At 66.0% G+C, this 16,288-nt stretch carries 5 protein-coding genes and 2 pseudogenes; 1 reads left to right on the plus strand and 6 read right to left on the minus strand.

Translation table 11 applies throughout. The annotated features are described in order from the left end of the window. Positions 1-108 precede the first annotated feature (108 nt). The 6 genes and pseudogenes from glgB to AC1DKD_RS29125 all read right to left on the minus strand — a co-directional run. Positions 109-2,322: a 1,4-alpha-glucan branching protein GlgB gene (glgB, locus tag AC1DKD_RS29100; protein ID WP_477144010.1), complete on the minus strand. Its 2,214-nt coding sequence runs from the start codon at positions 2,320-2,322 to the stop codon at positions 109-111. An 82-nt stretch (positions 2,323-2,404) separates the two neighbouring features. Beyond that, positions 2,405-5,848, minus strand: a pseudogene (locus AC1DKD_RS29105) (putative maltokinase); the annotation flags it as partial. Positions 5,849-5,880: 32 nt separating this feature from the next. Further along, the gene (locus AC1DKD_RS29110) at positions 5,881-9,138 is read right to left on the minus strand and encodes a maltotransferase domain-containing protein (protein ID WP_477144011.1); all 3,258 of its coding nucleotides are present in this window, start codon (positions 9,136-9,138) and stop codon (positions 5,881-5,883) included. 894 nt (positions 9,139-10,032) lie between these two features. Further along, entirely contained in the window at positions 10,033-10,632 is a 600-nt protein-coding gene (locus tag AC1DKD_RS29115) for a type 1 glutamine amidotransferase domain-containing protein (RefSeq protein WP_441627228.1), read from the minus strand. Between the two features lie 711 nt (positions 10,633-11,343). After that, the gene (locus AC1DKD_RS29120) at positions 11,344-13,836 is read right to left on the minus strand and encodes a glycogen/starch/alpha-glucan phosphorylase (protein WP_477111994.1); all 2,493 of its coding nucleotides are present in this window, start codon (positions 13,834-13,836) and stop codon (positions 11,344-11,346) included. 487 nt (positions 13,837-14,323) lie between these two features. After that, positions 14,324-15,122 (minus strand): annotated as a pseudogene (locus AC1DKD_RS29125) (Tn3 family transposase); the annotation flags it as partial. Positions 15,123-15,264: 142 nt separating this feature from the next. Here AC1DKD_RS29125 and AC1DKD_RS29130 point away from each other — a divergent pair. Then, positions 15,265-16,288: IS110 family RNA-guided transposase (locus AC1DKD_RS29130; RefSeq protein ID WP_441627230.1), on the plus strand; the 1,024-nt coding region annotated here is incomplete at its 3' end.

Genomic DNA, 16,288 nt, shown 5'->3' on the forward strand with positions numbered 1-16,288 from the left:
GCCCATCCCAGTGCGCGCCGAGCGGGTACGGTTTGCCGCCCATCCCAGTGCGCGCCGAGCGGGTACGGTTTGCCGGGCAGCATGCGGGTGGTGGGGACCAGGGGCAAGTCAGGCTCCTTCCGGGATAAAGCGCAGGACCAGCGTGGCCAGCGGCGGGAGGGTGAGCGTGAGCGATGCCGGCAGGCCGTGCGAGGGCGTGGTGGTGGCCAGGACCTCGCCGCCGTTGCCCACGTTGCTGCCGCCATAGCAGGCGGCATCGGTGTTGATGCACTCCTGCCAGCGGCCCGCGAACGGGACGCCCAGTCGGTAGCAGAGGCGCACCACCGGCGTCATGTTGACCACCGCCAGCACCACTTCGCGGCTGCCGGGCGCGGCCCGGCGCAGGTAGGCGAAAACGCTGTTGCGGCTGTCGTCGCCCACCACCCAGACGAAGCCCTCGGGTCGGTGGTCCAGCGCATGCAGCGCCGGGAGTTCCCGGTGCAGGTGGTTGAGATCGCGCACCAGCGCCTGCATGCCGCGGTGCTCGGGCTGCTCCAGCAGGGACCAGTCCAGCTCGGTGTCGTGGTTCCACTCGCGCCATTGGGCAAACTCCGCGCCMATGTAGAGCAATTTCTTGCCAGGGTGCGTCCACATGAAGCCGTAATAGGCGCGCAGGTTGGCAAAGCGCTGCCAGTTGTCGCCGGGAGTCTTGCCGATCATCGAGCCCTTGCCATGCACGACTTCATCATGCGAGATCGGCAGCACGAAGGCCTCCGACCATGCATAGATCATGCCGAAGGTCATGTCCTGGTGGTGCCAGGCGCGGTGCACTGGATCGTGGGAGAGATAGAGCAGCGTGTCGTGCATCCACCCCATATTCCACTTGAAGGTGAAGCCCAGCCCGCCGCTCTCCACCGACGCGGTCACCCCGGGCCATGCGGTGGATTCCTCGGCGATGGTCATGGCGCCACGGCAGCGCTCGCGCACCACGGTATTGAGCTCGCGCAGGAAGGCCACGGCCTCCAGGTTTTCGCGCCCGCCGAAACGGTTGGGGACCCACTGGCCGGGCTCGCGGCTATAGTCGCGATAGAGCATCGACGCCACCGCATCCACGCGCAGGCCGTCGACATGATACTGCTCCAGCCAGTGCAGGGCGCTGGCCAGCATGAAGCCGCGCACTTCGTTGCGGCCCAGGTTGTAGATCAGCGTGTTCCAGTCCTGGTGGAAGCCCTCGCGTGGATCCTGGTATTCGTAGAGCGCCGTGCCGTCGAACTCGGCCAGCCCGTGCGGGTCGGTGGGGAAATGCGCCGGCACCCAGTCCAGGATGACGCCGATATCGGCTTCGTGGCAGCGGTCGACGAAGGCGGCGAACGCCTGCGGCGGCCCCAACCGCGCGGTGGGCGCGAACAGCGACAGCGGCTGATAGCCCCAGGAGCCGCCGAAAGGATGTTCCATCACCGGCAGCAGTTCGATATGGGTGAAGCCCAGCTCGCGCACATAGGGGATCAACCGGCCGGCCAGGCGCTCCCAGCCGTGCACGGGATCGTTGACCTCGGCGAGCCAGGAGGTGACGTGTATTTCGTAGATGGACATGGGCGCGGCGTGCGCGTCGGTGATGGCCCGATGGCGCATCCAGGCCTGGTCGTGCCAGGCATACGGCGGCGCCGAAGTACCCGGCTGCGCGACCACCGAGGCGGTGGCCGGCGGTCCCTCCGTAGCCAGTGCCACCGGATCAGCCTTGTCGGGCAACGGCTCGCCGTGCGCCCCGATAAGGTCGAATTTGTAGCGGCTGCCCGGGGCGGCACCCATCGCGCCGGGAATGAACAGTTCCCAGACGCCGGCGCCATGGCGAAGCCGCATCGGGTGGCGCACCGGGTTCCAGCCGTTAAAGTCGCCAATCACCGAGACACGGCGCGCATTGGGCGCCCATACGGCAAAGCGCACCCCCTCGACGCCGTCCAGGACCTGTGCTTGCGCGCCCAGACAGCGGCCCAGCTCGAAGTGGCGCCCCTCGGCGATCAGGTGCAGGTCGAGATCGCCCAGCAAGGTACCGAAGGCGTAGGGATCGGCGCTGACCTGCTCGCTGCCGTCCGTCCAGCGCATACCGAGGCAATAGTCGCGCGCTGCCGCGCTGCCGGGCAGGGACCCGGCGAAGATGCCGCCGGGGTGAAGCCGTTCCAGTTCGGCCAGCCGCGTGCCGTCGGCGTCTGCCAGCCAGGCCGACTGCGCGCCCGGCAGGCAGGCGCGCACCACGGTATGGCCTGCCGCGTGGTGCGGGCCGAGTACGGCGAAGGGATCAGCATGGCGCGCCGCCAGCAGCGCCTCCAGGTCCGGCACGGCCAAGGGCGGCGGTGCCGCGGGCCCCGCGCCAGGTCTGTCCCGAGGGGCCCACTTGGCCTTCAGGCCGTCGCGGGGCGGCGTTCTCTCAGTCTTGTCCACTGTTGTCCTCGGCGGCACCTGTGAGTTTGCGGATCAGCCGCGCCAGACCATTGACCGGCAGGTCGACCCACGCCACGCGGTTGGCCGCTTCGTAGCCCACCTCGTAGGCGGCCCGCTCCAGCAGGAAGAGGTCGAGCAAGGCTTGCGCCTGCTCCGGCTCGACCCATGGCTGCGGCGCGGCCTCGGCAATCTGCAGGTAGCCGGCCACGAAGGCCTCGCTGGCGGTCTGGCGGAAACGGTCGAGCAGCATCTCGCGGCGCTGGGTCAGGGCCGGCGGCAGGGTGGCGTGGGTACGCTCGTGGCGGTCGGTGCCGACCGTGGCCGCGGCGTAGTCGAACGAGCGCAGCAGGCCCGCCACATCGCGCAGCGGCGAAGTCTTGCGCCGCCGCCAGTCCAGCGGCAGGGCCGGTTCGCCTTCAAAATCGACCAGGTAGGTATCGTTCTGCGCGATCAGCACCTGGCCCAGGTGGAAGTCGCCGTGAATGCGCGTCTGCAGGCTGCCGGGGGCCACCGCAGCGAGCCGGGCCACCAGCTGAGGCAACCGTTCGCGAGCGGCGAGCAGGGTATCGATGTCGGCGGCAAAGCGATCGTTGCGGGCCTGGCGCGCAAGTTCCCCGGCGCGCTTTTCGAGCAGGACCACGGCGCGATCCAGCTCGGCCATGGCTTCCTCGGCCCACTGCTGCGCCTGTGTTTCTCGGGCTCCTTCAGGCGCGAAAGCGGGATCGTCGGACGGGCGCGCCAGCACCGCGTGCAGCTCCGCCAGACGCTGGCCCAGCGTGCCAGCGACCGTGGCATACCCGGTCAAGGCCTCAGCGAATTCCTCCTCGCTGTCCTCGGACGGCACGGCATCGTCGATGGCCCGGCCGAGATAGTCGAGAGTCCAGCCCCACGCATCGCCCTGGTTGAGGATGTAGCCCTGCAGCAGCAGCAGCGTGCGCGGCTCGCCATCGGTGCCAGTGCGCACTACCTCGCCCAGCAGCGGTGCCGAGTTGCGGTAGCCCTGGGCGGTCAGATAGCGGGTCATCTCGGCCTCGGGGTGGATGCCCGCGGCGATGCGGCGCACCAGCTTGAGCACTGCCGAATTGCCATAGGACAGCGAACTGTTGGATTGTTCGGCCGACATCCACTGGACCTCATCCGTTTCCAGTGGCAGCCCGGCGAGGCCAGGTTCGCCGAGGAAGCGGATCGGGCCGTGCGGGCTGAGCAACTCGATCCCGCCGCGCAGCGCGCGTACCACCTCGCGGGCAAAGCACTCCACGGCAAACCCATCCGTGACCAGGCCAACCCGGCTGCCCTTGCGCACTCGGGCCATGGACAGCGAATGCGCCAGCTGCGAAGCGCCTTCGCCCGGGCCTTCGCGGTCCCACAGCAGTCCCACCGGCAACTGGTAGCACTCGGCGCGGCTCTCCAGCGCCAGCTCCATTTCGCACAGATAGGTTTCCTCGCCCGCGGTGCCGCGGCCAAACGGAATGGCGTAAGCGATGTTCACGCTGCCGATCCGCTCGCCTTTGGCGCCATACCAGCGGCGCCGCCTGATGTAGTGCGGCAATACCTCGTTGGCCAGCGTCCGCCGCGAACTTTCGGTCAGCTCGGTCTGCGCGGCGCTGTGAATCACCAGTGTGACCTGATCAGGCATCTGCTCCGGGGCATCGACATGCCAGGAAGGCGGCTGGGCTTCCTCGCTCAGCACGAACCAGTAGAACCCATAAGGCGGCAGCGTCAGCAGATAGGTAAGCTGGCCGATCGCGGGGAAGGGGGTGGCGCCCATCATTTCCACCGGCACGCGGCCTGCAAAGGCGGAGAGGTCCAGTTCCACGGCCTGCGGCGCCCGCGCCAGGTTGGCCACGCACAGGATGTGCTCGCCTTCGAACTCACGCAGGTAGGCCAGGATCTTGCGATTGCCCGGGAACAGGAAGCGCAGCGTGCCGCGGCCGAACGCGCGGTGCTGGCGGCGCAGCGCCAGCATGCGGCGCATCCAGTTGAGCAGCGAATGCGGATCGCGGGCCTGGGCCTCCACGTTGACGGCTTCATAGCCGTAGAGTGGGCCTTGAAGCGGCGGCAGCACCAGGCGCTCGGGGTCGGCGTGGGAGAAGCCGCCATTGCGGTCGGGCGACCATTGCATGGGCGTGCGCACGCCGTCGCGGTCGCCCAGGTGAATGTTGTCGCCCATGCCGATCTCGTCGCCGTAATAGATCACGGGCGTGCCCGGCATGGAGAACAGCAAGCTGTTCATCAGCTCGATGCGGCGGCGGTCTCGTTCCAGCAACGGCGCCAGGCGGCGCCGGATCCCGAGGTTGATGCGCGCGCGGCGATCGGACGCATAGACCTCCCAAAGGTAGTCGCGCTCGGCGCTGGTGACCATTTCCAGTGTCAGCTCGTCGTGATTGCGCAGGAAGATCGCCCACTGGCAGTTGGGTGGGATCTCCGGCGTCTGCCGCATGATGTCGGTGATGGGAAAGCGATCCTCCCTCGCAATGGCCATGTACATGCGCGGCATCAGCGGGAAGTGGAACGACATATGGCACTCGTCTCCCAGCACCGCGGTGCCCTCGTTGCTCAATTCCCCGGCGCTATTCATGGCGGGGACCGCAGGGTACAAGTGGCCCGTGACCGCTGGCGATATCGGCGACGTGGATTCGGCCGGCGCGCGCGGGCGGCCGAAATACTGCTGGGCATCCTCAGGCCACATATTGGCCTCGGCCAGCAACAGGCGGCCACTGTAGTCGGCATCCAGGTGTGCGCGGATCTGCTTGATGACGGCGTGGGTCTCTGGCAGGTTCTCGTTGCTGGTGCCCTCGCGCTCGACCAGGTAGGGCACGGCGTCAAGGCGCAGGCCGTCGACGCCGATATCGAGCCAAAAATGCATCACCGACATGACCTCGCGCAGCACCTGCGGATTGTCGAAATTCAGGTCTGGCTGATGCGAATAGAAGCGGTGCCAGAAATACGCGCCAGCCACCGGGTCCCAGCTCCAGTTGGATTTCTCGGCGTCGCAGAAAATGATGCGCGTGCCGGCGTAGGTCTGGTCGGTATCTGACCAGACGTAATAGTTGCGCGCCGCCGAGGTGGGCTTGCTGCGGCGTGCGCGTTGGAACCAGGGGTGCTGGTCCGAGGTGTGGTTGATGACCAGTTCCGTGATCACGCGCAGGCCGTGCGCGTGCGCAGCGGCGATAAAGCGGCGCGCCTCGCCTAGGGTGCCGTAGTCGGGGTGGACACCGCGGTAGTCGGCGATATCGTAGCCGTCGTCGCGGCGAGGCGAGGGATAGAACGGCAAAAGCCAGACGGTGTCGATTCCCAGGTTGACTAGGTAGTCGAGCTTGGCCGACAGCCCGGCAAAATCACCCACGCCGTCGCCGTTGGCATCGTAGAAGGACTTGATGTGCAACTGGTAGATGACCGCGTCCTTGTACCAGAGCGGGTCGGCGTTGAGAAGGGCGGTGCTTCCCGGTTCAGTCAGGCGTTTCATGCCGGCTCCTCGGGCAGCGGCTGGACGCGCCACAGAGCGAACGGCAGGGCGTGCGGGTCCAGGCGGATACGCTGGTTCTTGCCCCGCCAGATAAACCGAGGTCCATGCATCAGGTCTTCGGCGTCCAGCGCGCCGTGGTCGGGCAGACCCCATTCCCACAGCGGCAGCTCGATAGCCGACTCGCGCACGGCGTGGGGGTCCAGGCTGATCGCCGCCAGCAGTACGTCGTCGCCGAAGCTGGTGGCGCGTTCGAGGCTGCCGGCTGGTCCTGATACGCGTGGCACGAAGCGGGCAAAGTACAGCACAGCGTCGTCGCTGGCGTTGTAGAAGCGCAGGCCAAGGTGATTCTGCAGAGCCGGGTGGCTGGCACGGATCGCGTTCAGCCGCGAGATCTCGGCAATGATGTTGCCAGGTCGCTGCCAGTCCCACGCACGCAACTGGTACTTCTCGGAGTCGAGATACTCTTCCTTGGGTACGCCGTCCTTTAGTACCGGCGTGCCTTCGCAAAGCTCGAAGCCGCTGTACATGCCCCACAGCCCCGACAGCAGGGTAGCCAGCGCGGCCCGTATCAGGAAGCCCGGCCGGCCGCTATCGTGCAGGAAGTAGGGATTGATGTCCGGCGTGTTGACGAAGAAGTGCGGCCGGAAGTATTCGCGCAGCGGACCTTGCGTGAGTTCGGTCATGTACTCCATCAGCTCGGGCTTGAGGTTGCGCCAGGTGAAGTACGTATACGACTGGTTGAAGCCGAGCTTGGCCAGGCGCGCCATCATCTTGGGCCGTGTAAACGCCTCGGCCAGGAACAGCACGTCGGGAAAGCGCGAGCGCACGTCGGCGATCATCCATTCCCAGAACGGCAACGGCTTGGTGTGCGGGTTGTCCACGCGGAAGATACGCACGCCTTGTTCGGCCCAGAACACGACAACGTCGCGCAGTGTCAGCCACAGCGCGGCGTCCGCCGGTGGCTTGCAGTAGAAATCGACGTTGACGATGTCCTCGTATTTCTTGGGCGGGTTCTCCGCGTAGCGCAGCGAGCCGTCGGGCCGGTGCGCGAACCACTCCGGATGTTCGTGCAGCCAGGGATGGTCTGGCGAGCACTGGATGGCGAAGTCTAGCGCCAGCTCCAGGCCCTCGGCGGCGGCGGCCTCGCGCAGACGGCGGAAATCGTCGAAGGTTCCCAGTTCCGGGTGGATCGCATCGTGGCCGCCGTCTTCTCCGCCGATGGCATAGGGGCTGCCGGGCTCGCCGGGGTTGACGCGCAGGCTGTTATTGCGGCCCTTGCGATGGGTGCGGCCGATGGGATGGATGGGCGGGAAGTACAGCACGTCGAAGCCCATGGCGCGGATGGCCGGTAGCCGCGCGATGACGTCGTCGAAGGTACCGTGGCGCTGCGTATCGCCGCTCTGCGAGCGCGGGAACAGCTCGTACCAGCTGGCGAAGCGCGCCGCGAGCCGGTCCGCCTCCACTGGCAGCACCACTGGGTGGCGCGTGGAGAAGGCGCGCGGATCGGCGGCCCGCATGGCGGCGCGGGTGCGCGGCGACAGCAGCAGCTCCAGTCGGTGCGCATTGTCCCCGGGATTGCCGCGAGCAGCTTCCAGCTCGGCTGCGATGGCGTGCACCTCGGCATCGGCGGCGGGCGCCGTGCACACCGCCGCCGCCACCAGGCGCGAGCCTTCCTCGATTTCCAGGGCCACGTCCAGCCCGGCCTGTTTCTTCTTGGCGACTTCGTCGCACCAGCTGGCGAACGTGTCGCGCCAGGCTTCTACCGTAAACTCGTGGTGGCCCATCCCGCGCAAGGGGAAACTACCGCTCCAGCGGTCGTTGACGCCGGGCTCCAGCACGCACTGCTGCCACTCCTGCTCGCCGGGGCCGCGCCACAGCAACACCGCTGCCAGCTTGTCATGGCCGTCCATCCAGATATCGGCTTCCACCTCCACCCGCTCGCCCGCCACACGGCGTACCGCGAAGTGCCCGGCATCGCAGGCCGGCGTCACGTTCTCGATGGCGATGCGCGGTGCCTTCAGGGCAGCGGCCACGCTTTTTTCCAGCGTGTCACGCACGGCAGCGGCGATGCGCTTGCCGCCGCGCCGCGCGGGTGCGGCCTGCGCGACATTGTGCACCGGGTGATAAAGCTGGATGCCGGCCGGTGCAAGCGCAATATTGGCCATGGCGTCGAGCACGGTCCCGGCATGGTCCGCCCCACCGGGGCCGCCGTCGGCCGGCAGCAGCGCGCCCATGCCCTGTGGCAGCGCGGCCAGGATGCGGTCGGCGCCGAGCGTGGCGGCCTCCTGGGTATCGGGATTGATGACGATGGCCATCGCCGTAGCGTCCTCGCCGGCGGCACCGGCCGTGCGCGAGAGCACGGTGAGGGGCGAATTGCCTCCATTCACCAGCCGCAAGCTGCGCGCCGGTGCACAGCCGCGCGCCGCCAGCCAGGCATTGGCGTGGATCACCTCTTGGGAAAGATCATAGAGCGGCGTGGTCTCGCCGTCGCCGCCCACCTCGAATCCGGCCGGCGCCATCAGGCCATCGCCGATGGTGGCGGCGGCCCAAAGGGCGCGCCGCGCAACCAGCGCATCGGTGCCCTCCGCTTCCAGCGCCGGCGCGGCCAGCACGGCGCCGAATGGGCGCAGGCGCGCGATTTCATCGGTGAGCCAGGCGCTGCGGTAATCCCACCACGGCAGCGAGCAGAAGGCGCCATCGAAGCCGCCCCGCGCGAGGTCGTCGAGTTGCGTGGGCGCCAAGCCAGGAGTCCACGCCAGGAAAGCCAGGCTGCGGCCAGGCGCGGCGCGGCGAGCGCCGGCAATCAGTTCGGCCCAGTGCCGCCCGGCGACGCGTGCCGGCGCGCGGCAGACGAAGCCGGCAATGCCGGCCGCCACCAGCGAGCGCAGGCGCTCGCCCCACCATGGGACCAGTGCCGAAGCAGTTTGCGGATCGTGCCAGCGCAAGCGTACGCCGGGCAGATGGTTGTCGGTGTCACGCGGATCCGCGGCCAGGCCGCCGGGCTCGCGCCAGCTTGGATCCAGGCCGGCGCTGCCTTCGGGATACCGGTCCAGGGCAAGCTCCAGCAGGCACGACAGGCCGCGCGTGCGGCAGGCCGCCACGGCCCGTGTCAAAGCGGCGCCCGGCGCATGCAGGACCGGCCAGCCTGCCAGCAGGACATGGTCGAAGCCGAGCGCCGCGGCGCGGCCCAGCGCATCGGCAACGGGGGCGCCGTCAAGCTGGGTGGCCGACAGGTCTATCTGGCAGATTCGCACGTTGTCTTCCCGCCGGTTACCGTCAGGCCGTAGTGGCCGTAGGCAGCCCGCCGCCAGGCGGGCGTGCCGGGCGGATTCGCCTCGCAGGCCACAAATAGCATGCTCGGGCTCAAGGTGGACCTCCTTCGATATCGATTGGCGGATGCGGTGATGAAAAGTGATGGCTGGTGCCGATGCGCTGGCATCGTGCATGCTGGCGATCGCGGCGGTTCGCATTGCTGTCGCGTTTTCTCCAACTGGCCCGGGCTGTCTGCTGCGGCGCGGCAAGATATTGCGCTTCACTGGATATGCGAAGCGCGTGCCAGGCGGGTGCATGCCCCGGACGAGCCAGCAATGCCACGGCCGCGCGGGCGGAACGCATTAGGTTCATTGAGCGACGCTTGCCTGCCGAGTGAGGCAGGATGTGTAAAGACTATAGTCCGGCGGTAGCAGTTCTGGCAGAACCGCGCACGCGCGCCGGTCGGTGCGCTGCACTTACGACCAAGGGTGCGCAAGGAGAGAAATGGCACACATCGTCGTAGCACAATGGACGGCGGTATGCGAGGGGGTCAGGGGACTATCGGGGCACGTGAGGATGATCCGCGAGTTGTCTGCCAGGCATAAGAACTGCCATGTCCACTAGGTCTCGATGCGCATGCGCGCGGCAGCGTCTTCCGAGCTTTGCGCCGGTCGGCTAGTGCTCGTTGCCCGGCCTCAGGTCCAGGCCGGTCTCGTCGCGTGGCGTGGCGTGGCGTACGACGCGCCCATATCGACGATTCTTCGCCGTGCGCGCGCCGTCGAGCGTGCAGATCAAGGGCAGGCCAAGGATGTTGTCCGTGAGTGCACCACCGCCGTGGACGACTCCATCAACTCGCGTTGCTTGCGCGCGATCACCTCCGGCGGGGCCGTGCCGTCCTACCGGGCGCTTCCGCCTGCGGCGAACAAAGCCACCATCTCCCGGTTGAAGGCAGGAATATCGTCCGGCTTGCGGCTGCTGACCCAGTTGCCGTCCCGGACGACCTCGCGGTCCACCCATTCGCCGCCGGCATTGCGGATATCGTCGGCCAGCGATGGCCAGCTGGTCAGCGTGCGTCCATTTACCAGGCCAGCGGACACCAGCAGCCACGCGCCGTGGCAGATCACCGCGATCGGCTTGCCATCATCTTGGATTTTCTTGACGAAGCGCTGCGCCTCTGGCCTGGTGCGCAAGGTATCGGCGTTCATGACGCCGCCCGGCAGCACCACGGCATCGAAATCATCGGGATGTGCCTCGGCGAGCACAGCCTGCACGCTGAATCGGTCGGCCTTGTGCTCGTGATGCGCGCCCTGGACTTCGCCGCCTTGCAGCGCCACGATCACGGTGGTGGCGCCGGCTTGCTGCAAGACCTGGCGCGGGCCGGTGAGTTCGACCTGTTCGAACATGTCGGTGACCAGCAGCGCAACGCGCTTACCGGCGAGTGCGGTCGAAGACTGATCCACATGCGGGGTCGGGACGCGTTCCTGGTTCTTCTGCATTTCTGGCTCCTTGAATCGGATGGAAGGCATTGAGGTAGAGGGGGGCCGGCAGCCGCCCGAGCACCGTGTAGCTTTGGCACCCGCGTGTAAAACTGTCATGCCCGCAAAGACCCGCAAAGCAGGCCGGGCAACTGCCGCTTATTCACGCGCCGCTTCGCCACTGTGCGCCTCGGCGCTTGGCGACGTGCCGCCGCTGGGGCCTGGGCTGCCTGGCGCTTCCACGACCTCTCTGCGGCGCCTGGGCCGGCGGGGTCTGCGCTGCCGACCCGTCGCCCTTGCCAAAGCGCGCGGCTAGGTTGTCCTGGACCCGCGTCAGGGCGTCAACCTGGCGCTGCGTTTCCTCCGCTTCCTTGGCCTTGCGGACATCCGCAACCTGTTGCTGCTCCGGTGGCGACGGGGGCAGGCGGGCATGCAGCGGTACCAAGCAAGCACGGACGCGGCATCGCGCGAAAAAAAACGGGCTCCGCCATCGCCAGAGGCAACATCCATGCCCCGCAGGAGCGGTGGATCGCTCGACTGCCTTTACGCGCCTGCGCGAGATGGGCGTGGCAGGACGTGGAAGGGCGACACGGATTTTCCGGAGGCGACGGTGTCGGGCGCGGTGCGCAATCCATGGCCAGCGTTTTGCTGGCGGTGGCGGGTCCGCGAGTGCCACGCAGAGCGGCGCCACAACGCCGAACTAGCATTCAGTGTGAGTCTCCCGGCATGGCGTTATGCGTGGGTGATCCGCCGGCGCCGGCGCTGCGCGGCGTGTTCGTCGGCCGCCTGCTGCAGCAAAGGCACCGGCACAGGCCCGACGTGCCAGATCCGGGAACAATACTCCTTGATGGCGCGGTCGGACGAGAAATACCCGGAGCGCGCCGATGACAGCACCGACATGCGCTGCCATCGCTCCTGGTCGGCAAACGCGGCGCTGGCATCCTGCTGGCAATGCAGGTACGAGGCAAAATCCGCCAACAGCAGATAGGGATCATGCTGCAGCAGCCCGTCGAACAGTGGCTGGAACACGGTCGCGTCGCCCTTGGCGAAGAAGCCCTGCCGCGCCAGCCCGATCACCGCTTGCAACTCGGCGTTACCATCGTAGAACGTGCGCGGCCGGTAGCCGGCCGCCTTTAGCGCATAGACCTCCGACGCGGTCAGGCCGAACGGAAGGAAATTGTCGGCGCCGATATGCTCGCGCAGCTCGATATTGGCGCCGTCCATGGTGCCGATGGTGATGGCGCCGTTCATGGCGAACTTCATATTGCCGGTACCGGAGGCCTCCTTTCCTGCCAGTGAGATCTGTTCCGAGAGATCGGCGGCGGGGTAGATGCGTTGCCCGTAGGTCACGTTGAAGTTCGGCAGGAACACCACCTTGAGCCGGTCGCGCACCTGCGGATCGCGGTTAATCACCTCGCCCACCGAGGTAATGAAGCGGATCATCAGCTTGGCGTAGTGGTAGCCGGGCGCGGCCTTGCCGGCAAACAGGAACGTGCGCGGCGCGATGTCGGCATGCGGGTCGGACTTGATGCGATGGTAGAGCGCGACGATATGCAATACGGCGAGATGTTGCCGCTTGTACTCGTGGATGCGCTTGACCATGACGTCGAACATCGAGTCGGGATCGACCGCCACGCCGGTGCAGTCGCGGATCAGGCGTGCCAGGTCCGCCTTGTTGGCACGCTTGACCGCACACCATTGGTGGCGGAAGGCGGGATCGTCGGCGTAGGGCTCGAGCGCCTGCAGCCCCGAGAGATCGCGTATCCAGCTGTCACCGATCGCGTCGCAGGCCAGCTTGGTAAGGCGCGGGTTGGCCAGGGCGATCCAGCGCCGCGGCGTGACACCGTTGGTGACGCTGAAGAACTTCTCCGGCCACATTTCGTGGAAGTCCTTCAGCACGTCTTGTTGCATCAGGCGAGAGTGCAGTTCGGCCACGCCATTGATGGCATGGCTGCCGACGCAGGCAAGATGGGCCATGCGCACGTAGCGCGGGCCGCTCTCGTCGATCAGCGACAGGCGCACCAGGCGCGATTCATCGCCGTAGAAACGGATGCGGACCTCATCCAGGAAGCGCGCGTTGATTTCGTAGATGATCTCCAGGTGGCGCGGCAGGATGCGCGCGAACAGCGGTAGCGGCCAGCGCTCCAGCGCCTCGGGCAACAGCGTATGGTTGGTGTAGGCAAAGGCGCTCCGGGTGATCTCCCAGGCCTGGTCCCATGGCACGCCGTGGTCGTCCACCAGCAAGCGCATCAGCTCGGCGATGCCGATCGAGGGATGGGTGTCGTTGAGTTGCACCGCAAATTTATCGTGAAAGCACGTCAACGCCATGCCGTGCGCATCCAGCAGGCGCAGCATGTCCTGCAGCGAACACGAAACGAAGAAATACTGTTGCTCCAGCCGCAGCTCTTTGCCTTGCAAGGTCTCGTCGTTCGGGTATAGCACCTTCGTCAGGTTTTCCGAGGTCACCTTCTTGCTGACTGCACCGAGGTAGTCACCCCGGTTGAACACGTTGAAGTCAAAGGCCTCGGTGGCCTCCGCGCGCCACAGCCGCAGCGTGTTCACGGTATTCACGCGGTAGCCGAGGATCGGCGAGTCGAAAGGAACACCCACCACGGTCTTGTCCGGCACCCAACGCACACGGTAGTGCCCACGGTCGTCGGTGTAGCGTTCGGTGTGCCCACCCAACTTGACCTGCACCGCCCACTCGGAGCGCTGGATTTCCCATGGATTGCCGTTGCGCAGCCAGGTGTCGGTGCTCTCCACCTGCACGCCGTCGACGATGGACTGGTGAAAGATGCCGTACTCGTAGCGGATGCCATAGCCCAGCGCCGGCGTCTCCAGGGTGGCGAGAGAATCGATGAAGCAGGCTGCCAATCGACCCAAGCCCCCGTTGCCCAAACCCGGCTCTTCCTCTTGCGCCAGGATTTCGTCCAGATCGAGGCCAAGATCCGACATGGCTTCCCGCACTTCTTCGAAAATGCCTAGGTTGATCAGGTTGCTTCCCAAGTGCGGCCCCATCAGGAATTCCGCGGAGAGGTAGGCCACGGTACGCGAGGGCTGGCCAAGGTAGGCCTCAGCCGTGCTGATCCAGCGCTGCACCAGCCGGTCGCGTACCGTATGGGCCAGGGCCTGGTAGAGATCGTTGCCGCTGGCTAGCCCGGGGAGCTTGCCCTGCGTATAGAACACGTGATCGAGAAAGGCGCGCCGTATGGTGGCGCTGGACATCGCGGTGCGGGTGTCGTGTCCGGAATGCGCGGCAGGCGGCGTGGGGGGCGGGGCATTCAACTCGGAATCTGCCGTCATCGGGATCCTCCTGGTAGCATCGGTCGCCGGCGTACGCGGCCAAGCCGCGCAGGATAGCGTGCAAGAAGCTGGCGCGCCGGGGCGGGCCAGACACGGCACCGCCACGTCTCTGATCCTAGACAAGATTCTGCCGGGCGAGTGCACGGATTGCATGTTTGACTCACATGCGCGTAGAGTTTTTTCGCGTGGTATGCATATTTTTTGCTCGGCTACCGGGTGAGCACGCAGCCTGTAAAAGGTATCAATGTCCCAGCAAACCAATCCTTGCGATGACCTACTAGGCGCGCTGGGTCGGCCCAAGCCTGCCGAAACAAGGCGCAAAGCCCACCTGATGCTGGAGTCACAGAAACCAGTTCAGAGCAGCGTCGAAGTCAGCCAGGCTGATCGGGCAGGTGGCGGGCGCCGTTCCGTCCACTGCAAGTTGCGCTATGTCTTCCGAACCGCCTTGTCGGATCACGCCCTCGATCGCTGCGCCGGCCTGGCGCTCATTTAGCAAAATTGGCTGGTCATAGAAGATGCCCCACCGATCTCGAACGTGAGTGTACATCCCGATCGATGCAGTCCGTCGGCGTGGGTCGGCCCGCGCTTTCCAGACAGAACGTGTCGTTTCCAACGACATCATGTCTGAAGAGGCCAGATCGGAGCGCCCCCAATGCTGGGAAATTGGGTGCTGATGCATGAAGGTCAGCACGGCTTCAGCCGCGTGGCGCAGCTTCCGTTCGTCCGCAACGCGATGCATCATCTGCCGGATCGCGGGAGGCGACAACTCCGGCACCATTCGGGCGAGATCCGCAGCTGACATCGATGTGCCGTGCGCGAGTATCGCTGCGTAGACCAATAGCAATTCGCTACGGGAATGAGGCTCTCTTCCCAGCAAGAGCCAACTCCAGGCTTTCGTCCAGATGCGCGATCACAGGCGCCAGAAATGCCTGACCATCCTGTGGCAGCTTGAGATGGCCATAGAAGTGGTTGCGTTTGGCCTTCCAATCGCTGGCGCCGATCAAGATGGCCGCTTGGCTTCGAAAGGCAAAGCTGTGCTCAAGGAACACTGAGCCGTTGCGCAGTGCCACCCGTAGGGCGAATAGCGTGCCCCACTCGAAAGCGGCCAAGGCCCGCTGACGGTCCTGTCCCTCCAGAGCGGGTTGCCAGGCGCGGCCAAGTCGAATCGTGATTTGGTCGGGAAGATGATCGGACTTCCGCGCGTAAACGCGGTCCAGCGAATTCGATGGATTTTCAACCAATTGATTTGAACGGAATTTTTCCGCATCAGCGCCAGATTTTACTGAGATGGACCCGACGCCTCCCTTCGGGGGACACTGTCGGCATCAACCTGACATGTGGAGGTTCATCATGGAAGTCGACATCCTCGGCATCGATCTCGCCAAACAGGTATTCCAGCTCCATGGCGCCGACCGCCGCGGACGGCCCGTACATCGAGCAAAGGTCTCGCGTGGCTCGCTCCTGGAGGCGGTGCGTACACTGAAGCCGGGGATGGTTGTTATGGAAGCCTGCAGCACAGCGCACCACTGGGCAAGACGCTTCCAGTCGATCGGCATTGAGGTCCGGCTGATCAGTCCACAGTATGTTTCACCCTTCGTCAAGACCAATAAGAATGACCGCAACGATGCCGAAGCGATCGTCGAGGCGGCCAGTCGGCCTGCCATGCGCTTCGTTACAGTCAAATCGGTCGAGCAGCAAGACATCCAGGCTGCGCACCGCATGCGAGCGATCTTGATACGCCACCGTACCGCCATGATCAACCAGATGCGCGGCCTGCTCGGTGAGCGCGGACTCACGATCTCGCGCTCACCAGAGGCGTTCAAGCGCGCGATCCCGGAACTACTCAGCAAGAGCGCCGACGAATTGACGTCGTTCTGCCAGACGCTGCTAACTGAACTGCTGCGGCACCTACACGCGATCGAGGAGCGCGTCCACCTGATCGAAACATCGATCCAGTCGTTCATGAAGCATTCCGCGCTGTGCAAAAAGATCGCGGAAGTGCCCGGCATCGGTCCGATCACCGCCACAGCCATGGTCGCCGCGGTCGGCGACGCGAAGCAATTCAGGAACGGCCGACATTTGGCGGCCTGGCTCGGTCTGGTACCACGCCAGTACTCCTCAGGGGGCAAGCCTCGACTGCACGGCATCAGCCGGCGCGGCGACACATACTTGAGGACGTTGCTCATCCACGGCGCGCGGGCAGTCCTGCGCTATGCAGCGAAAAAAGCCGATCCACAGAGCGTCTGGCTGCAGCAACTGATTGCGCGACGGGGGCACAACTGCGCGGCAGTCGCGCTGGCCAACAAGAACGCGCGCGTCATCCAGGCGCTGCTCAGTAGCGACTCGACCTTTATGACGCGAAGCGCCGCCGCAT

The organism is Cupriavidus sp. 05T313 (assembly GCF_056396665.1).